This window comes from Muribaculum gordoncarteri (assembly GCF_004803695.1).
In the GTDB taxonomy this organism is placed as follows: domain Bacteria; phylum Bacteroidota; class Bacteroidia; order Bacteroidales; family Muribaculaceae; genus Muribaculum; species Muribaculum gordoncarteri.
In genome coordinates this window covers 437738-457022 of the sequence record NZ_CP039393.1, presented here as the reverse complement: position 1 = coordinate 457022, position 19285 = coordinate 437738, and the positions used below count along the sequence as shown (strand labels likewise).

Annotated in this window: 19 protein-coding genes; all 19 read right to left on the bottom strand. The window is 50.9% G+C overall.

The window, feature by feature from the left end; translation table 11 throughout:
* Nucleotide 1 precedes the first annotated feature (1 nt).
* Nucleotides 2-1507 carry a complex I subunit 4 family protein gene (locus E7746_RS01885; protein ID WP_135947762.1) on the bottom strand — a complete coding sequence of 502 codons (1506 nt, stop codon included), beginning with the start codon at nt 1505-1507 and terminating at the stop codon, nt 2-4.
* A 31-nt stretch (nt 1508-1538) separates the two neighbouring features.
* Nucleotides 1539-3566 carry an NADH-quinone oxidoreductase subunit L gene (gene nuoL, locus E7746_RS01880; protein ID WP_136409667.1) on the bottom strand — a complete coding sequence of 676 codons (2028 nt, stop codon included), beginning with the start codon at nt 3564-3566 and terminating at the stop codon, nt 1539-1541.
* A 5-nt stretch (nt 3567-3571) separates the two neighbouring features.
* The gene (nuoK, locus tag E7746_RS01875; RefSeq protein WP_238337297.1) at nt 3572-3886 is read right to left on the bottom strand and encodes an NADH-quinone oxidoreductase subunit NuoK; all 315 of its coding nucleotides are present in this window, start codon (nt 3884-3886) and stop codon (nt 3572-3574) included.
* Between the two features lie 15 nt (nt 3887-3901).
* The gene (locus tag E7746_RS01870) at nt 3902-4393 is read right to left on the bottom strand and encodes an NADH-quinone oxidoreductase subunit J family protein (RefSeq protein ID WP_238337296.1); all 492 of its coding nucleotides are present in this window, start codon (nt 4391-4393) and stop codon (nt 3902-3904) included.
* Between the two features lie 44 nt (nt 4394-4437).
* A complete protein-coding gene (locus E7746_RS01865; protein ID WP_136409665.1) occupies nt 4438-4995 on the bottom strand; it encodes a 4Fe-4S binding protein in 558 nt (185 codons plus the stop codon).
* A 132-nt stretch (nt 4996-5127) separates the two neighbouring features.
* Nucleotides 5128-6009 carry an ATP synthase F1 subunit gamma gene (atpG, locus tag E7746_RS01860; protein WP_135947760.1) on the bottom strand — a complete coding sequence of 294 codons (882 nt, stop codon included), beginning with the start codon at nt 6007-6009 and terminating at the stop codon, nt 5128-5130.
* A gap of 14 nt (nt 6010-6023) precedes the next feature.
* On the bottom strand, nt 6024-7598 hold the full coding sequence (atpA, locus tag E7746_RS01855) for a F0F1 ATP synthase subunit alpha (protein WP_123395353.1): 1575 nt from the start codon (nt 7596-7598) through the stop codon (nt 6024-6026).
* Between the two features lie 9 nt (nt 7599-7607).
* On the bottom strand, nt 7608-8153 hold the full coding sequence (locus E7746_RS01850) for a F0F1 ATP synthase subunit delta (RefSeq protein ID WP_136409664.1): 546 nt from the start codon (nt 8151-8153) through the stop codon (nt 7608-7610).
* 6 nt (nt 8154-8159) lie between these two features.
* Nucleotides 8160-8657: a F0F1 ATP synthase subunit B gene (gene atpF / locus E7746_RS01845; RefSeq protein WP_136409663.1), complete on the bottom strand. Its 498-nt coding sequence runs from the start codon at nt 8655-8657 to the stop codon at nt 8160-8162.
* A 15-nt stretch (nt 8658-8672) separates the two neighbouring features.
* Complete coding sequence (atpE, locus tag E7746_RS01840) at nt 8673-8918, bottom strand: ATP synthase F0 subunit C (RefSeq protein WP_123395350.1); 246 nt, start codon at nt 8916-8918, stop codon at nt 8673-8675.
* Between the two features lie 26 nt (nt 8919-8944).
* Nucleotides 8945-10063, bottom strand: coding sequence for a F0F1 ATP synthase subunit A (gene atpB / locus E7746_RS01835; RefSeq protein ID WP_136409662.1), 1119 nt, complete (start codon nt 10061-10063; stop codon nt 8945-8947).
* A gap of 1 nt (nt 10064) precedes the next feature.
* Nucleotides 10065-10298 (bottom strand): ATP synthase F1 subunit epsilon, encoded by a 234-nt coding sequence (atpC, locus tag E7746_RS01830; protein WP_135947757.1) that lies wholly within the window; start codon nt 10296-10298, stop codon nt 10065-10067.
* Between the two features lie 19 nt (nt 10299-10317).
* A complete protein-coding gene (gene atpD, locus E7746_RS01825; RefSeq protein ID WP_123395347.1) occupies nt 10318-11820 on the bottom strand; it encodes a F0F1 ATP synthase subunit beta in 1503 nt (500 codons plus the stop codon).
* A gap of 52 nt (nt 11821-11872) precedes the next feature.
* On the bottom strand, nt 11873-12949 hold the full coding sequence (gene nuoH / locus E7746_RS01820; RefSeq protein WP_135947756.1) for an NADH-quinone oxidoreductase subunit NuoH: 1077 nt from the start codon (nt 12947-12949) through the stop codon (nt 11873-11875).
* 33 nt (nt 12950-12982) lie between these two features.
* Nucleotides 12983-14611: an NADH-quinone oxidoreductase subunit D-related protein gene (locus E7746_RS01815; RefSeq protein WP_123395345.1), complete on the bottom strand. Its 1629-nt coding sequence runs from the start codon at nt 14609-14611 to the stop codon at nt 12983-12985.
* A 51-nt stretch (nt 14612-14662) separates the two neighbouring features.
* Nucleotides 14663-15268, bottom strand: a complete 606-nt coding sequence (locus tag E7746_RS01810) for an NADH-quinone oxidoreductase subunit B (protein ID WP_123395344.1) — start codon at nt 15266-15268, stop codon at nt 14663-14665.
* Nucleotides 15259-15633, bottom strand: coding sequence for an NADH-quinone oxidoreductase subunit A (locus tag E7746_RS01805; RefSeq protein WP_136409661.1), 375 nt, complete (start codon nt 15631-15633; stop codon nt 15259-15261). The genes E7746_RS01810 and E7746_RS01805 overlap by 10 nt, the downstream gene beginning before the upstream one ends.
* A gap of 432 nt (nt 15634-16065) precedes the next feature.
* Nucleotides 16066-16905: a hypothetical protein gene (locus E7746_RS01800; RefSeq protein WP_135947755.1), complete on the bottom strand. Its 840-nt coding sequence runs from the start codon at nt 16903-16905 to the stop codon at nt 16066-16068.
* Between the two features lie 30 nt (nt 16906-16935).
* The gene (locus E7746_RS01795; RefSeq protein WP_238337295.1) at nt 16936-19182 is read right to left on the bottom strand and encodes a TonB-dependent receptor; all 2247 of its coding nucleotides are present in this window, start codon (nt 19180-19182) and stop codon (nt 16936-16938) included.
* Nucleotides 19183-19285 lie beyond the last annotated feature (103 nt).

Here is a 19285-nt window from a genome sequence, read left to right as displayed (position 1 = left end):
TTTATTTAGTCAACACTTCAATGATGGGTAAAAATGAGTTGTGGAGCAGGTTGCTAATCCAGTTGGGGAAGCAACCGATGCCTGCAACGCACACGATAAGCGTGATAACCGAAAGGCGTTCCCACCACTCGGCATCGGTCAACGACAAGTGATGCTCGTCCTGAACGGGGCCGAGAAGGAGCTTGCCCACAACGCGGAGGATGTAGACGGCGGTTATCACAATAGAGCAGCATGCGATGATGGTGAAGGTGCGGTGGAAGAGGTCGGCTTCCTGGAACGAACCAACGAAGATGGTCATTTCGGCAACGAAACCGCTAAGACCGGGAAGACCGAGCGATGCCATACCGGCAATCACGTAGCACACTGCAAGGAAAGGCATAATCTTCATCAAGCCTCCCATAAGACGGATGTCGCGGGTGTGGGTACGACCGTAAATCATACCGATCAATGCGAAGAAGAGAGCCGTCATAAGACCGTGGGAAAGCATCTGCATCACGGCACCTGTCATCGCGGTTGTATTGAGCATCAATATCGCGAAGAGCACGAGTCCGCAGTGGCTAACCGAAGAGTAGGCGTTGATGTATTTGAGGTCGGTCTGCACACAAGCGCTGAACGCACCGTAAACAACCGAAATACCTGTAAGAATCAAGAATATCCAAGCCAGCTCATTGGCGGCGAAGGGCATCAGGTAGATTGCAACACGGAAGCATCCGTAACCTCCAAGCTTCATGAGCACACCGGCATGGAGCATCGACACGGCGGTAGGCGCTGAAGCGTGACCGTCGGGGCTCCAAGTGTGGAACGGGAACATGGCACCGAGAACACCAAAACCTACAAAGGTGATGGGGAACAGGAAGTACTGCCAGTCATGCGAGATGGCGTCATTGGCCGAAATCTCAAGCAGGTTCATGGTCAGCGGGCTTCCTGCGGGAGCCGAATGATAGTATATACCGAGGATTCCGAGCAAGAGGAATGCCGAACCACCCATGAGCATAAGTGTAAGCTTCATCGCCGAATACTCCTTGCGACCTGTACCCCAAAGACCGATGAGAAGGTACATGGGGATAAGAGCCACCTCATAGAACATGAACATGGTAAAGAGGTCGATGGAGATAAAGAATCCGAACACACCGGTTGAAAGCAGAATCAACCACAGGAAGAAGTCCTTGGGCAGCGGATTGATTTTCCACGAGGCGAAAGAGCCTGCGAAAACGATGATTGCCGAAAGCAGCAGCATTGCAACGGATATACCGTCGACACCGACAGCAAGATGGATGTTAAGCGGTTCAAACCACATCCACGAGCCTTGATAAAGCATGATGTCGTCGGCACCGGCAGCACGCAGTTGGCAGAAATCAACCACAAGATATACGGCCAATGCCACAAGTGCAGTAGAGCCAACAACGGCCACCGTGCGTATCTGCTTCATGTTCCGGCAAAGGAACAGGCATCCAAGCATCAGCAGAGGGATGACCACAAAGTATATCAGAATATTAGAGAATATCATAATTACTATATTTTTCTAATTGCACTATTTATTAGAGAAGACAAACCCATGTAATCGAGGCAAGCAGAAGTGCGCCGATCAGGTAAACCCATACATACATCTGGAGGTTGCCCGACTGAAGTCCGCGTATTGAGAACGAAGCCTTCTGAGTAACGCGGGCAAACATATCCATCGTACCGTCGATAATGTGACGGTCAAACCATGCGATGGGCTTGCAGATGCCGTTAAAAATTATGCGGTGAGTGATGAACATATAGAGTTCGTCCCAGTAGAAACGGTGATGACACCAGTCCCAAAGCGTGGGAAGTGCATTCTTGAACTTGGCGGGAAGCGGATTCTCCTTCTTATACATCACGGTGGCAATTGCGATTGCGATTATGGCAACGGCAAGTGACACTGCAGCCACCGACCAGTCGAGATGCTCAAGGTTGGTGAAGAATCCAACGTGATCAAACATCGGGTGACCATTCCATGTAACGAGGTTTCCGAAGGGAACGAAGCCGGCAAAACATGAGATAACGGCAAGGATAACCAACGGGAGTGTCATAGTCCAGGGCTGATCGTGAGGAGCGTGATGACCTTCGGGCACCTTGTGTTCCTTCCACCAGAAGATGAGGTAGTAGAGGCGGAACATGTAGAAGGCGGTAAGACCGGCTACAAGCGACATCCACACATACCACAGAGCCGAGTTGCCGAAGCAAGCGGTGAGAATCTCATCCTTGGAGAAGAATCCTGCAAACGGGATGATACCCGCGATAGCAAGACAGCCAATAAGGAATGTGATGTGGGTGATGGGCATGTGCTTGCGCAGACCGTGCATGGCTGTGTAGTCGTTGGAGCCTATGGCGTGAATCAAAGCACCTGCACAGAGGAACAACAACGCCTTGAACATAGCATGAGTGAACAGATGGAACATACCGGCCATGTAACCGATGCCGTGGTGGAACTCGGGACGGGCAACACCAAGCGAAACCATCATGAACGCAATCTGCGATATTGTCGAGAAGGCGAGCACGCGCTTGATGTCGATCTGCGTACAAGCCACCATTGCCGCATAGAGTGCGGTGACGGCACCTACAACAGTTACAATCTCAAGCGAACGAATCTCCATCAAGTAGAGCGGGAACAGACGGGCCACAAGATATACACCGGCCACAACCATTGTAGCGGCGTGGATGAGGGCAGAAACCGGGGTGGGACCTTCCATTGCATCGGGAAGCCAGATGTGGAGCGGCATCATGGCCGACTTACCCATACCTCCCATGAAGATGAGCACGAGAGCCCATGTCATAACCGAAGCGCCCATAAACATGGGAGTTGCACTTCCTGCAAAGATGTTCTTGACACCTTCGGCAGTAGCTTCGCTCACCTGATATACATTGGCGAGTCCGTCAACGGGAACCGAAGTGAGTTCGGTGAAGTTGAACGTACCGGTGAAGTAGGACAACACGAGGATACCGATGAGGAATCCGAGGTCGGCAAAACGAGTTACGATAAACGCCTTCTTTGAAGCTGAAACAGCCGACGGCTTCACATAGTAGAAACCGATGAGGAGGTAGGATGAAGCACCCACAAGCTCCCAGAAGATGTACATCTGGAAAATGTTGGTTGCGACAACGAGTCCGAGCATCGAGAAGCTGAACAATGAAAGGAAAGCGTAGAAACGCTGGAAACCTCTCTCATACACTCCGTGATGGTCGCGCATGTAACCCAAGCTGTAGAGATGCACCATGAATGATATAGTGGTGATGACCACAAGCAGCATGGCCGAGATGGGATCGAGGAGGAATCCAAGACGGATAACGAGCGAGTCGGTAAACTGCAGCCATGTCACATTCCAGAGAATCGACTGCAGACGCTCGCCTGCAGCGTTGATGAACTGAGCGTCGCCGCTGAAGAAATAGGTAAACGCAACAGTATAGGCGAGTACAAGAGTGGTACCCATACCGAGAGTACCGAGAGTACCGGCCAACTTATGGCTCATCTTCATGCCCAGCAAGCCGAGCAAGAGGAACATGAAGAGAGGAATAGCTAATATGAAGATTGATATATGTTCCATAACTATTAAAATTTCATTTTAGTGAGGTCGCGTATATCAATATTTCGGGCAACGCGGAAAATGTTGACTATAATTGCAATGGCAAGAGCTGTTTCGGCAGCTGCAATAGCGATGGCAAAAAGGGTGAACATCATTCCTTCGAGTTGTCCGGGGAACAAGAAGCGGTTAAACACCACAAAGTTGATGTCGACCGAATTGAGCATCAACTCAAGCGATATCAGAATCGCAATCATGTTTTTACGGGTGATGAATCCGTAAACACCGCAGCAGAACATAATCATGCTGGGGATAATGTACATCATCATAGATAAATTGTCCATAATCTGCACCAATGATTAACGCTTGCGGGCGACTACCACGCCACCGATTATACATGCCAATAACAACACACTCACTGCTTCAAAGGGGAGCAGGTACTGCCACTTTTCAGTGCCGAGAAGCACTTGGCCGATTTCCTGCATAGTGAGATCCGTAGTGAACGGACGGCTCAACGCTGTCCAGAACTCGTGACGGCACAGGGCGAAGCCCATGACCACAAAGGACAGGAGGGCTGCGATGATACCCATGACGCGTCGTTTTGAAGCAAGTCTCGCACTACTGTCGCCGGGATTGGATGTGAGCAAAATTGAGAACACAAACAATACTACGATACCACCCGCATATACGGCAATCTGGACGGCCCCCAGGAACTCGTAGTCGAGCTTGAAGTATATGCCCGCCGTAGCGAAGAGCACAAACAACAGGTAGGTTGCCGCACGCAGAATCCTGCGAGTGGTGACAGTGAGTATCGAGAATACGATAATCGCCGCAACGATTACGCAATACATAATGATACTTCCAACTGATTCCATATTATATCTGATTTTTCTTTTTACTTTTCAGCGACATTAGACTGAGCGGGAGCCTCAGGAGCCTTGGGGGCTTCGGCGGGCTTGGGTGCCTCGGCGGGCTTGGGAGCCGGTGCCGGTTCAGCCGGTTCGGGCAGATAATTAAGTTTCTCGACAAGCATCGAACGGGTGAATACGGCCTGCTCGAAGTCGTTGGAGAACTCAAGCGCATTTTGGGGACATGTGGTGACACAGAGCTCGCAGAATGTGCAGCTACCGAGGTCGTACATGTAGGCATCGAGTTTGCGCTTCTTTTTACCGTCGGGGAGGTCAACCATCTTGGTTGTCAGGCTGATAGTGCCGTTGGGACAGTTGCGCTGACAAATTCCGCATGCTATACACTTGTGATGACCTTCAGCGTCATACTTCAAGACGAGCTTTGCACGGAAACGCGGAGCGGCGTACTGTATCGTCTTGCGATCGTCAGGATAGGACTCGGTCACCTTCGGGGTCAAGAACTCCTTTCCGGTGACACCCATACCCTTCAATAGGCTTGTAATGCCTGTTCCCAGTGATGAAAAATAATCTTTTACACTGCCCATAGATTATGATTGGTCTTTATTACTTTAAAATATGCATACCGATTGACAATATATTCGTTGTCGCGGCCGACCAGAGTATCGGTATGTGTAACCTCCGGTATCGCCCGCATTACTTTTCCCAATTCAAACCCGTCACTTGACCTGACCGCCGAGAATGTCGAGCAACTCGGAGGTGATGGCCTGCTGACGGAGCTTGTTGTATTCGAGCTGCAGCTGATCAAGCAGCTTCTTCGCGTTGTCGTTGGCGCTCTGCATCGCCATGACACGCGCGGCCTGCTCGGAGGCCTGGTTTTCGGTAAACGTTTCCTGCATCACGGCAAGCACGAAGAGTGGCAATACCGAGGTGAAGATGGCGTTGGCATCGGGCTCGAAAATGTAGGGCCGACACTGCACGGTGATGGAGTTGTCGGTCAGTGTTTCCTGAGCCACGGGGAGCAACTGCTCGGCGCGCAGAATCTGACGACTCACGCTCTTGTAGCTCATGTAGATTATTTCGAGCAGGTCGATATTGCCGTCAAGATACTCCTGCTGCAGGGAGAAGGTGAAGTTGCGTATCTCCTTCCCCGAGCTCTTGGAGTTGACCTCGACAAGCTGTCGAACCTCGATGTGGGCGCCTGACAGGCGGCGGGCGGCCTTGAACATCTTGCCTCCTACGGGATATATCACGAAGTCCACATCCTGACCGTGCTTTTCACGCATGGAGTGCAACTTCTGAAGCAGTCCCTTGAAGACATTCATGTTGTAGGCACCGCAAAGACCGTCGTCGGAACCGAATACGACAATACCGATGCGCTTCACTTCGCGATTCTCGATTAACGGCGACGAGAACTCGGCATCGGCCGAAAGCAGATTGCCGATGATAGTCTGTATCTGTCCGCGGAAGGGCAGAAGACGCTTGAGGGCCTGCTCGGCCTTGTGCATCTTTGCCGATGAAATCATCTTCATGGCTCCGGTGATCTTTTCAGATGACTTCACCGAGCCGATTCTTCCTTTAAGTTCGCGTAATGTTGCCATTTCGGTATTGTTGTTTATTTATAGCGGCTTGCAATCTCCTTGGCGCATTCAGTGAGTTTTTCGACAACATCGTCGGTCAGCTGACCGGCCTTGATGACATCGAGCACTTCCTTCTGATATTTTGCGCGAATCAACTGCAAGAAGAGTTTTTCAAATTCTGAAACCTTCTCAAGCGGTACATTCTCGAGCAATCCCTTTGTTCCGCAGAATATTATAGCCACTTCCTCCTCAACGGCCATAGGGCTGTACTGAGGCTGGATAAGGAGCTGCTCATTCTTGCGGCCTTTGTCGATGACGCGGGCTGTAACGGGGTCGATGTCGCCGCCAAACTTGGTGAACGACTCCAACTCACGGAACTGTGCCTGGTCGATTTTCAGCGTACCGGCTACCTTCTTCATCGATTTGATCTGAGCGTTACCACCCACACGAGAAACCGATATACCCACGTTGATGGCGGGACGGATACCACGGTTGAACAGAGCCGTTTCAAGGAATATCTGTCCGTCGGTGATTGAAATCACGTTGGTGGGGATGTAGGCCGACACGTCGCCTGCCTGAGTTTCGATGATAGGAAGTGCGGTCAGCGAACCACCACCCTTCACCTTGTCCTTCAGTACCTCGGGGAGGTCGTTCATGGCAGCGGCCACTTCCTGATTGTCGATAATCTTGGCGGCGCGCTCAAGAAGACGCGAATGGAGGTAGAAGATATCACCCGGATAGGCTTCACGACCCGAAGGACGCTTAAGAATCAACGAAATCTCGCGGTAGGACACGGCCTGCTTCGAGAGGTCGTCGTAGACGATGAGCGCGTCACGGCCGGTGTCGCGGAAGAACTCACCGATAGCAACACCCGCAAAGGGAGAGTAGTAGCGCATCGCAGCCGAGTCGGACGCATTGGCGGCCACGACTACGGTATAGGGAAGCGCACCGTTGTCGCGGAGAGTCTGCACAAGTGCGGCCACCGACGATGCCTTCTGTCCTATAGCGACATATATACAATAGACGGGCTTTCCGTCCTCGTAGTTCTTGCGCTGATTGATTATAGTGTCGATAGCGATTGCGGTCTTACCTATCTGACGGTCGCCGATAATCAACTCACGCTGTCCGCGGCCTATAGGCACCATCGAGTCTACGGCCTTGATACCGGTCTGCAGCGGCTGCTTTACAGGCTGACGGAATATAACTCCGGGGGCCTTTCGCTCCAAGGGCATGCGGTAGAGGTCGCCCGATATGGGGCCGGCACCGTCAATCGGTTCACCCAACACATTGATTACGCGACCCAAGAGGCCTTCGCCGACGGGGATTGAAGCAATCTCGCCGGTGCGACGGACGGTCATATTTTCAGTCACGCGGTCAATGTTGTTAAGCAAAATCACACCGACATTGCTCTCCTCAAGGTTCATGGCAACACCCTTGACGCCGTTTTCAAACTCTACAAGCTCGTTGGCGCGTACATTCTCAAGTCCATAGACATGGGCGACACCGTCACCTACCTCAAGGACCGTTCCAACTTCCTCGAATGACACCTTGTTGTTGACATTCTCAAGTTGTTGCTTTAATACTTCCGATATTTCGCTTGGGTTAATCATTAGTTTGTGTTAGTTGCTTAATAGTTTAAGACGCAATTGCTTGAGTTCGTTACTGATTGATGCATCGAGGCGCTCGGAGTTGATGTTTATGACAAATCCGCCAATCAGCTCCGGGTCGACAGTGCGCGAGAACTCCATCGAAGCCCCGTTGAGATGACGCTTCACGAGATCGTGCAGCTTGTCAATCTCGGTCTGCGGCAGGTCGTCTGCAGTAATCAGCTTCACGAGGTAGATGTTGTTTTCCTCACGATATATGTCGAGATAAGCGATAGCGATGCCTCTCGAAAAATCGATGCGCTTGTTTTCGACAAGAAGCTTCAGGAAGTCGACATAGCAACTGTCGGTCTTCTCGGCCTTTGCCGCAGTCATCAACAGACGGGTCTTATCGTCGACGGCGATGTAGGGATTGTTCATCACCTCCTGCAGTCGAGGCTGTGCGGCAAAAGCCGCCTCCAGATTTTTCATCAGCACATAGACCCTGTCGGCTTTGCCTTTTTCAACGGCAAACTTGTACAGCGCCTTGGCGTAACGAGATGGAATAAGACCTTGGTTCATTGCGTTTTAGTTTTTATTTTCAATTTCATCCAACAGTGAGTTCACTAATTGGGTCTGGGCCTTCTCATCGGCCATTTGCTTGCGCACCACTTTGGTGGCAATGTCGAGGGCAAATGAGCTGACCTCATCGCGGAAGCGCAGTTCAGCCTCTTTACGCGACTGCTCGATGGAAATCCTTGCGGCATCCATCACCTTTTGAGCTTCCTTTGAAGCAGCGGCGCGTGCTTCCTCAATAATCTGAGTCTTCATGCGGTCGGCTTCGCGTAGCATTTCAGCTTGCTGCTTGCGAGCTTCGTCTATGTATTTGTCGGCCTCTTCACGGGCATGGTCAAGCTGCTCCTTTGCATTTTGAGCGTACTCCACACCCTTGTCGATAAGGTCGGCACGGCCTTCGACACTCTTCATGATAGCCGGCCACCCCCATTTTGCGAGTATAAAGAACAGTACCGCGAAGGCGACAAACATCCAGAATATCAGGCCGAATTCAGGCGTGAAAAGTTCCATGGTTAGAGCTTGATATTAGAGGAAGAACGAGAGCAGGCAGACGATAACCGCAAACAGGGCAACACCTTCGACAAGAGCTGCAATCACAATCATGTTACTGCGGATGTCGCCGGTAGCTTCGGGCTGGCGAGCGATAGCTTCCATGGCTGATGCACCGATTTTACCGATACCAATACCTGCACCGATTGCTGCGATAGCTGCGCCGATACATGCGCCAATTCCCAATGTGCCTTCGATGGCTGCTAAAATCATTGCTAACATAGAGATAAATTTTTTGAAGTTATTAATTATTTGTTTGTTTTTGTTTCAGGGGTTTTATGTTCTTCATGTCCCTTCTCCTGTGCGAGCGCTATAAACAGCGTCGACAGCATCGTGAACACGTAGGCTTGTACGAAGCTCACCAGCACGTCGATGAGCAACATGAATATGGAGAACAGAATCGAAACCACGGTCGTTGCGCCGGTAACCACAGGTCCCATGACGGCAAGGATGAAGATCAACAGGGTGAGCACGATGACGATTATGTGTCCGCCCATCATGTTGGCAAACAGACGCACAGTCAGAGCCGCCGGCTTGGTGAAGATTCCGAAGAGCTCGATTACGGGCATGATGGGAATCGGGAACTTCAGCCACAGCGGAACATCGGGCCAGAATATCTCCTTCCAGTAGTGCTTTGTTCCGAATATGTTTACAATCAGGAATGTTATCACCGACAACACGAGCGTAACGGCAATGTTGCCGGTAAGGTTGGCGCCGCCGGGGAAGATGACGATCAATCCCAGCAGATTCATGACGAGGATGAAGAAGAACACCGTGAGCAGATAGGGCGCGAAACGCGGTGCCTGCTCTCCGAGGGTGGGCTTGATGACACCCTTGTAGATGAACTCTATCATAGCCTCGATTGCGCCGGTGAACTTGCGGGGCGCCTTGTAGCCGGCCGAGCGATACCATGCGGCCACCTTCAGCACCATCCACATTACGATAAATACCGAGATGAAGATTGCGAGCACATTCTTGGTTATGGAGATGTCCCAAGGACGATACTCTTCCATCACCACCTTGCCGTCGGGCTGAGTCACAGGCTTCATCCCCACGAGCTTATTGTGCCACTTGCTGTCCTTACCGCCGAGCCGGAATCCGTCATACTCCTTGCCGTGCTGAATGCGGCTTGAGCTGAAACAGTGCCAATGACCTTCATAGTCGCGCACTATCACAGGCAGGGGTATACGCAGGTCATGGGAGAAAGGGACTTCCCACCCATAACCGTCACCGAGGTGCTCGAAGATAATCTCCTTGGGGTTGATTTTCTTCTCGACTTTCTCCTCGGCGTTATCTTCGGCCGACATGCACAACGGCGATGCAATCACCAGGCATATAAGCGACAGTAAGAAAACAATACGCTTCATATCAATAAATGCACACTGACACTACATTGTTATCGACATCGACGATTCCGCCGTTGACCTGCACCTCGCCGCTTCGTCCGTCGTGATGATAGGTGACGGTGCCGGGTTCGAGCGTGGAGATCAGTGACGCATGATTGCGCAATACGGTGAACTCTCCTTCGGTTCCGGGAAGCGTCACGCTGTCAACCTCACCCTGAAAGAGAATGTCTTGTGCCGATATAACCTTGAGTATCATAGTCGTTAATATCTTTTACTTATTTCACCTCGGCAAGCATCTTCTTACCCTTTTCGATGGCCTCGTCGATTGTGCCAACGTTAAGGAATGCCTGTTCGGGGTATTCGTCCATCTCACCGCTCAGAATCATCTTGAATCCGCGGATTGTTTCGCTAAGCGGCACCATCACGCCGGGAAGGCCGGTAAACTGCTCGGCCACGAAGAAGGGCTGAGAGAGGAATCGCTGTGCGCGGCGAGCGCGTGCAACAACAAGCTTGTCCTCATCCGAAAGTTCGTCGACACCGAGGATGGCGATGATGTCCTGAAGCTCGTTGTACTTCTGGAGCAGCTGCTTTACAGCCTGTGCAGTCTGGTAGTGGTCCTCGCCGATGATGTGGGGGTCGAGGATACGCGAAGTCGACTCCAGCGGGTCAACAGCGGGATATATACCAAGCTCGGCAATCTTACGGCTGAGCACCGTGGTGGCATCAAGGAAGCTGAATGTGGTGGCGGGCGCTGGGTCGGTCAAGTCGTCGGCAGGCACGTAGATGGCCTGAACCGAAGTGATTGAGCCCTGCTTGGTCGAGGTGATGCGCTCCTGAAGGGCACCCATCTCCGATGCAAGCGTAGGCTGATAACCCACAGCCGAAGGCATACGGCCAAGAAGAGCCGAAACCTCGGAACCTGCCTGGGTAAAACGGAATATGTTGTCGATGAACAGCAGAATCTCCTTACCGCCTCCGTCCTGGTCGCGGAACTGCTCAGCAACCGTAAGACCTGAAAGGGCAACACGAAGACGCGCACCCGGTGGCTCGTTCATCTGACCGAACACGAGCGTAGCCTGAGAATTTGCCACATCGTCCATGTTGACATCAGCAAGATTCCACTCGCCTTTCTCCATTCCTTCGCGGAACTTTTCGCCATACTTCATAACGCCGCTCTCGATCATCTCACGCAGGAGGTCGTTACCCTCACGAGTACGCTCTCCCACTCCGGTGAATACCGAGAATCCGTTGTGACCCTTGGCGATGTTGTTGATAAGCTCCATGATGAGCACTGTCTTGCCCACACCGGCGCCACCGAACAGACCGATTTTACCACCTTTGCTATAGGGCTCAAGAAGGTCAATCACCTTTATACCGGTATAGAGTATCTCGGTGCCTATAGTGAGGTCGTCAAACGGAGGAGCCGGCTGGTGAATCGGACGCAGATTGTCGCGCTTCAAAGGCGCAAGGTGGTCGATGGCTTCACCGATAACGTTAAGGAGTCGTCCCTTAACCTGATCGCCGGTGGGCACCGCAATCGGACGGCCGAGGTTGTCAACACGTACACCTCGCTGCAATCCGTCGGTACTTTCCATTGCCACACAACGCACAGTGTCCTCTCCGATGTGCTGCTCCACTTCAAGAATAAGAGTGGAACCGTCGGGGCGGTCAACCTTGAGCGCGGTATAAATGGGAGGAATCACATTGTCCTTTCCCTCGAAGGTAACATCGACCACGGGGCCGATAACCTGAGTCACTGTTCCGAATTTATCGCTCATCTTTACGAAAATCAGGGTTTATATAGATTTATATTTTTATCAAACAGACTTATCAGAAGTGCAATCCATAGCAGATTACCACTACCATAAGTACGAGGTTAGCCAAATTGATGGGAAGCAAATATTTCCACTCCAATGACAAGAGCTGGTCGATGCGAAGGCGCGGGAATGTCCACTTGAACCATATTATCACAAATGAAAGAGCTATTGCCTTAATGAGGAACCACACTATGGACGGAATGAAGTCCATAACATGGTTGAATGCGTCCCATCCGGGGATGTGGAGGGGCATCCAGCCTCCAAAGAACAACAATGAAGCAACACCTGCGACGATGAAAAGGTTCAAGTACTCGGCCAAATAAAAGAATCCGAAATGGATACCTGAATATTCGGTGTGGTAACCTGCAGTCAACTCACTCTCGGCCTCGGGAAGGTCAAACGGGCCACGGTTGGTTTCGGCCGTTCCTGCTATGAGGTAGATGATAAATGCGATGATTGCGGGTATGTGTCCCGAGAAGATGAACCAGAGATCCTGCTGCTGATTCACGATATCGGAGATTGACATCGAGCCGGCAAAAGCCACCATCGTGATTACCGACAAGCCGATTGAGAGCTCGTAGCTTATCATCTGGGCTCCTGAACGGAGGGCGCCGATGAGTGTGAACTTATTGTTACTCGACCATCCGGCAAGAAGTATACCGAGCACGCCTATCGACGACACGGCAACCAGGAAGAATATACCGATGTTGAAGTCAATGACCTGAATGCCTTTGCCCCACGGAAGCACTGCGAAGCAGAGCATCGAAGCAATGATTACAAGGTAGGGCGCGAGCGCGAAGAGGAACTTGTCGATGTGGTTGAGCGATATGAGCTCCTTGATGAGAATCTTGAACATATCGGCAACACTCTGGAATATTCCGAAGGGACCTACGCGGTTCGGGCCAAGACGGCACTGGAAAGCGGCACACACCTTACGCTCGAAGTAGATGTAGAAAAGAGCGAGCAGGGCGTAAGCCAAGAGTAAAACCACTCCTATGATGACACATTCCACTACGACCGCAAGCCATGGCGACATATAGGTCGTGAGAAACTGGTTGAGCCAGTCGGCTCCTTTTGATAAATCGTACATATCGGTTTTTGTCTTTACTTTTTCTTAATCTTACTATCGGTCTATATCGGGTACTACGTAGTCGAGCGTACCGCCAATGGTGATAAGGTCGGCAATCTTTCCGCCACGGGTTATGTGGTCAACGACACCTGCAAGGTTGAAGCAGGGCGAATTGAACTTCAGGCGCATGGGGCTGGTGCCGCCGGTGCTCTCGATGTAGACCCCGAATGCGCCACGACTTGCCTCCACCTGCTGGAACCAGTGTCCGGCAGGCAACTTGACAATCTTGGGAACCTTTGCACATATTTCGCCTTCGGGGATTTTGTCAACAAGCTGCTCAAGGATGCGAATCGACTGACGGATCTCCTCAATACGAGCCTTGAAGCGAGCCATCGAGTCACCCTCGTGGAGCACAACCTCCTCGAAGTCAAGTTCGGAATATATGCCGTAGGGAGTGGTCTTGCGCACATCGCAGGCCCAACCCGAAGCACGGCCGGCAGGACCGGTAACCGAATAGGATATGGCATCCTCGCGCGACAGCACGCCTACCCCGTCCATACGGTTGTGTGCGATTACATTGCCGGTGAATATGGTGTCATACTCCTTGAGGCACTTGGGCATTATTTCGATAAGAGCCTTGACATCGTCAACAAATCCGGCATCGAGGTCGTCCATTATACCGCCGATACAGTTGTAGTTGAATGTCATGCGGGCTCCGCAAGTACGTTCAAATATGTCGAGCACGCGTTCACGCTCACGCATTGCATAGAAGAGCATTGTAGTGGCTCCGAGGTCCATACAGAATGTGCCGATGAACAGCAGGTGCGATGATATACGCATAAGCTCGTCCATCATGACGCGTATCACCTGAGCGCGACGGGGCACCTCAATTCCGAGAGCCTTCTCTATACACAGGCACAGGCAATGACGGTTCTGCTGAGCCGAGAGGTAGTCAAGACGGTCGGTGAAATGCAAGGTCTGGGGATAGCCGAGTCCCTCACAAAGTTTCTCGATACCGCGGTGGATATAACCGAGGTAAAGGTCGATTTTCTTGATGGTTTCACCGTCGACGGCTGTGCGGAATCGCAATACGCCGTGGGTTGCGGGGTGCTGCGGACCGATGTTGACAACGAAGTCCTCGGGTGCGAAGATGGTTACATCCTTCTTCACGATAGTTCCGTCGGCTTCCTCAACGTAGGTAACCGAAGTATCCTCGACCTCTTCATGGTCAAGACGCACGGGATTCACCTCGGGACTCGCATCGTAGTCCTTGCGCAAGGGGTAACCTACCCAGTCATTGCGCAGGAACAGTCGGCGCATATCGGGGTGATTGATGAAGATTATGCCGAAGTAATCATAAACTTCACGCTCATAGAGATTGGCCACGGCCCAAAGGTCGGTTATGCTGTGAAGCATGGGCTTCTCACGGTCGGCAGTTGACACGCGCACCGATATGTGGGTGTTGTATTTGGTTGAAGTGAGGTAGTACATGCAACCGAGTGTTTCGGTCCAGTCGACACCTACTATAGCCACAAGATAGTCGTAGCTAAGCTCGGAATCCTCCTTCAAAGTCTTAGCAAGAGCATGCCATTTGGCATCGGGAATATTCACCAACAGACATTCGCCCTCCTCAAATGTTGCTTCGGGGAACAGTTTGGCTATTTTTTCCTGAATGTTTGCCATAATTGTGATAATATTGGGTATTATTCTTAAAATTCGTTTATAGTCACTCTGTTACTGCGCATCGTCGATGGGATGGCTTTCAAGGAAATCGCGTTGCTTTTCCTGACGGTTCACTCCACCGAAGAACTTCTCTACCTTAATTTTGCGTGAGAGCTGCATTATACCGTAAATCATTGCTTCGGGACGAGGCGGACATCCGGGCACGTAGACATCGACGGGGATTATCTCCTCGACACCCTTCACTACGTGATAGGAGTTCTTGAACGGACCGCCCGATATTGCGCATCCACCGCAGGCAATCACATACTTGGGCTCGGCGAGCTGATCGTAAAGACGACGCACCACCGGAGCCATGCGGTGAACGATCGTTCCGGCTACCATCATGAAGTCGGCCTGACGTGGTGAGGCACGTGCCACTTCCCAGCCAAAGCGCGCCATGTCATAACGCGCCGCTCCAAGTGCGATAAACTCGATACCGCAACAACTGGTGGCGAAAGTGAGCGGCCAGATAGAATTGGAACGCCCCCAGTTGATTATGTTGTCAAGCGTGCCTACAACAACGTTGGTACCGTTGTCCTTGAGCTCCTTGACGAGTTTTTCGATATATTCATTGTCCTTCCATTCGGAATAGGGCATGCCTTTTGTAGTTACTTCCATTCCAATGCTCCTTTCCGCCAGGCATAAACGAGGCCCAGCACTAAAATTCCAAAAAACAAGGCGATACAAAGCAATCCTTCAACACCGAGCTCGCGCATACGCACTGCCCAGAGATACAGAAACACCGTTTCCACATCAAACATAAGAAACAGGATTGCATAGAGATAGTAGCCGACCTTGAACTGGGCCATGCTCACACCTCGTGTGGGGATACCGCACTCATACGCTTCACCTTTCTGTGCATTGTAGGACTTCGGCGATATTAATCCGGCAGTCACCAATGCCAATGCCACAAGTGCCACACCGGTGAGGGCGGCAACTACGGCAAGAGTCGAATTCTGAATACCAAAAATTACTGATACCATATTGTTAATCTAATTTCCTCAAACAAAAAAGGCCACTTCGGAACAGTTTCCGACAGCGACCCGGACATATATTTCTTCCCCGACGCATGCACGGTTCACCTGTTTCCCGCCAATGCGAGAAGCCGGAGCCAAAATAATATTTGAAATAGAGCACTGCATCAATGGTAGCTTAACTGCATTAAACAAATTGATTCTCAGCAAAATAAATATTCAAGGTTAACATTTTATTAAATTCTGCCAAAAATCTCATGCAAATATAATAAAACTTTTTTGAATAGCACGCCTCAGCGATTGTCTTTATTTTCACCAAAAAGCCTCAATTATCTCCCTATATGACACAATAAAAGAAGTCCGACGGCAACCTTTGACGGAAGCCGACGGACTTTCTTTAGGGATGGTAACTCTATTTTATCAGTTACTTTTTCTTAGCGATTACTGCTGATTGTTGGTGTACACATCAACGAGGGCAGCCGTTACATGGAATGTTCCTGCGCACTCAAAGGTGAGCGACATGCCATGCTCGGGTGTGCCGTGAGCTTTAAGATTGGTAATCTTGTACTTGGGCTGGGGATCCTCAAGATTGCTTGAATTGTAGGTTACGGGGATGAGTTCGTCGGCTTCAAGAGTCACCGAGTTCTTGTTCATAAACACCTTTACATCCTTGAATCGCAAGCTCATCGAGGGCATCTTTTCAGCAAAACTTGCAGCGAGGATGTCGATGTTGGCAGTCTTCTTCTCGGCATTGATTATAACCGAATAGCGGTTCTTGTCGGCAGTATTTGTAGTATAAGGATTTTGATCAGCCGAAGTAACGGTGGTTGTACTGAAGTAATTCAAGGGGATAGAGAAGCTGGTCACCGAAGTTCCGTCGGCAAAGTCAATCATATAATATCCGTTATAACCCTTGAAGTAAGCGGTTACGTTGGCCGAGCCGAGTGAAGTAGCTCCGTTTACTACAGGAGTCACGCCGGTGCCCGAAAGCTGAAGGCCCTCGCCCTTGGGGAGTGACGAAAGCTTAAGGCCGCTTATCTTCATGCTGCCCGACGACATGTTGGGAAGGCTTATTGTAGGATAATTGATTTCTCCAAGGCTGTTCTCATAGTCAATGCGGGTAGTTGTAGCGCTGTTTGAGAAAGCTGCTTCACCTCCTGCTTGAGCGGCATAGTTAGCCATCGGGAATGAGAATGTTCTTTCGTTTTTGCTGTCTGTGTCACAGGCTGTCATTGCAACGGCTACGAGAGCCGACATTAAAATCGTTTTTGTTTTGTTCATTGTTGTCGTTAATATTAGGTTTAATTTATTTTAGAATTGTAATCGGAGGGTGGCTCCTATATGTCGCGGTTTACCCCTCTGCAGGAATGTGTTCCCTATAGAAACGAAATAAAACGTGTCATATTGTGTACCGGTGATGTTTTCACCCCAAAAAGTAAGTGAAAAATCATTTTTTTCAAATCGCACCGATGCTCCGAGCAGCGCGTAGAAGGGCTGGCGCACTTTGTTGGCTTCGTCCCACACGATTTCACCCACGCCTCGCGCGTTGACATTCAGCGCAATAGCATCGAGCAGCTTCGACTTAACCGGCTGTGTGTAGTTGACTCCGGCAAACACGGTGTTGTGCGGAGCGTAGGGTATATAGTTGCCCGAGTAATCGGCTATGCCATTGTTAAATTTACTGAATTTGGCATTTGTGTATCCGTAACTTGCATTTAGCAACCATCGGTCGGCCGGACGGAAGCTCATCGACAGCTCGGCTCCGAAGCTACGGGTGCGGCCAGCATTGGTCATGATTCGGCCCGTAGTCACTCCGTCGGGAAACACCGTGAGCTGCTGGTCGCGACAGTCGATGTAGAAGAGCGCCATGTCGGCCGTAAACCGTCGGTCGGTCGACGAGAAGTGAGCGCCTATCTCGTAGTTCCAGCTCGTTTCGGGCTTGTAGGATATAATCTCGTTCACATCATATTTCTCGCTCAGTCCCATCAGCCCCATTATGCGCTGCTGAAGCACATCGCTGAACATCTGGGTGTTGAATCCTCCGGCCTTGTATCCCCGAGCCACCGAGCCATATATGTTTCCGGCATCAAAATTATAGGTTAGCGTCAGCTTAGGCAGAAATTGGAGGAAAGTCTTGGAAAGCCTACCGCCGTCATCGATGTTTACGGGATCGACGCGATACACCTCGGGTTCATCCTTGGTTATGTCATATATTGTGTAGCTCGTATTGCATCGACTGTTGTAACGCAACCGGTTGTGTTCAAGGTCGAGGCGCATTCCCAATGCTACATTCCACGCCCCGAGGACATAGGCGCTCTGATGGTACAATGCCACTCCGTAGACACTGTTCAGGAAGTCGCTGCCGAGAACAAACGAGTCTTCATTCCACTGAATCGGATAGTAAGGATTGGCATCGTTACGATGGTCCACGATAAGCTCCTTTATACCTGTTTCACGGAATGTAACGGGAGCATTCATGTCGGTGTGCTTGTAAAAGGCAAACAAGCCTCCGAGCCAACTGTAGTCGCCTATTGCACCACGGCCTATGAAGTCCTGCGTCAACGCCCACTCCTTGCGCTTCTGAGTCAACGTGAAGTAGGAGTCGGGAAGGAAATCCTGGTCAAGGGTCATGTTGTCGTCGATATACTGGAAACTGGTGATGCTCGACAGCACCACGTTGTCAAGCGTCCAACGCGCAGTGAGTCCGTCGGTTATTCCCGTGCGCTTGTAGAAGCAGGTGTCGTTATAGTTTATCTCGCCGGTTTCGACAAACTCGTAGGGGTATCCTCCCTGTCGCGAAATCTGTACTCCGAGAGTGTTCTCCACGCTCAGGTTGGCCATCGGGTTCCACACTGTTTTCCATCGCAGACTGCCCTGATTTTCGTGGTCACACTTTTTGCCATTGTTCATGTTGGTGAAATGCCCGTCGGTGTGGGTGAAGTATCCGGCCCATGACATTCCGAGGCGGGAGTTTAACTTTGTATAATATGACACCGCAGCCTTCACGCTGTTGTAGGATCCGTATTCACCCATCACACGCAATCCCTGATATCGCATCGGCGACAATGTATATATATTAATGAGTCCGCCCATGGTATTTCGTCCGTAAAGCGTACTCTGTGGTCCTCTCAGAATTTCGATGCGCTCTATATCGACAAGGTCGAAGTCATAGTTGTCCTTGTTCATGAACGGCACATTATCGACATTCAATCCCACCACGGGCTGATCGATGCGCGCACCTATGCCACGCACATATATCGACGATGTCATGCGCGAGCCGTAGTCGGGAATATAGAAATTCGGCGCTACCTCGCTCACATCCTTCATCGTCACAATATTTAGCCGCTCGACCTCTGAGGCGCCCACGACAGTCGAGGCCACGGGCAGACGACGCATATCGGCCGACTGCTTTATGGCCGTAACCGATACCTCGTCAAGCGACAATATGGTGTCGGGCTCCTCAACCGCAACGTTATGCGCCGAAGCCGACAATGCGCTCACGCCGGCAAGCAGCGTGACAAAGAAAAACATTGATGATGTACAACCCTTTATTCTCACGGTGCAAAATTAGTTCATATTTTCGTCATCTGCAATCACTATTTATAGTGAGTTGCAGCGCAGGCATAATTCCGGACATAGAACAATTTCCACTTGTCGATTG

Coding starts and splice junctions, on each gene's coding strand:
- E7746_RS01885 (WP_135947762.1), bottom strand. CDS start 1,507: ATGATATTCTCTAATATTCTGATATACTTTGTGGTCATCCCTCTGCTG.
- nuoL (WP_136409667.1), bottom strand. CDS start 3,566: ATGGAACATATATCAATCTTCATATTAGCTATTCCTCTCTTCATGTTC.
- nuoK (WP_238337297.1), bottom strand. CDS start 3,886: ATGGACAATTTATCTATGATGATGTACATTATCCCCAGCATGATTATG.
- E7746_RS01870 (WP_238337296.1), bottom strand. CDS start 4,393: ATGTATTGCGTAATCGTTGCGGCGATTATCGTATTCTCGATACTCACT.
- E7746_RS01865 (WP_136409665.1), bottom strand. CDS start 4,995: ATGGGCAGTGTAAAAGATTATTTTTCATCACTGGGAACAGGCATTACA.
- atpG (WP_135947760.1), bottom strand. CDS start 6,009: ATGGCAACATTACGCGAACTTAAAGGAAGAATCGGCTCGGTGAAGTCA.
- atpA (WP_123395353.1), bottom strand. CDS start 7,598: ATGATTAACCCAAGCGAAATATCGGAAGTATTAAAGCAACAACTTGAG.
- E7746_RS01850 (WP_136409664.1), bottom strand. CDS start 8,153: ATGAACCAAGGTCTTATTCCATCTCGTTACGCCAAGGCGCTGTACAAG.
- atpF (WP_136409663.1), bottom strand. CDS start 8,657: ATGGAACTTTTCACGCCTGAATTCGGCCTGATATTCTGGATGTTTGTC.
- atpE (WP_123395350.1), bottom strand. CDS start 8,918: ATGTTAGCAATGATTTTAGCAGCCATCGAAGGCACATTGGGAATTGGC.
- atpB (WP_136409662.1), bottom strand. CDS start 10,063: ATGAAGCGTATTGTTTTCTTACTGTCGCTTATATGCCTGGTGATTGCA.
- atpC (WP_135947757.1), bottom strand. CDS start 10,298: ATGATACTCAAGGTTATATCGGCACAAGACATTCTCTTTCAGGGTGAG.
- atpD (WP_123395347.1), bottom strand. CDS start 11,820: ATGAGCGATAAATTCGGAACAGTGACTCAGGTTATCGGCCCCGTGGTC.
- nuoH (WP_135947756.1), bottom strand. CDS start 12,949: ATGTACGATTTATCAAAAGGAGCCGACTGGCTCAACCAGTTTCTCACG.
- E7746_RS01815 (WP_123395345.1), bottom strand. CDS start 14,611: ATGGCAAACATTCAGGAAAAAATAGCCAAACTGTTCCCCGAAGCAACA.
- E7746_RS01810 (WP_123395344.1), bottom strand. CDS start 15,268: ATGGAAGTAACTACAAAAGGCATGCCCTATTCCGAATGGAAGGACAAT.
- E7746_RS01805 (WP_136409661.1), bottom strand. CDS start 15,633: ATGGTATCAGTAATTTTTGGTATTCAGAATTCGACTCTTGCCGTAGTT.
- E7746_RS01800 (WP_135947755.1), bottom strand. CDS start 16,905: ATGAACAAAACAAAAACGATTTTAATGTCGGCTCTCGTAGCCGTTGCA.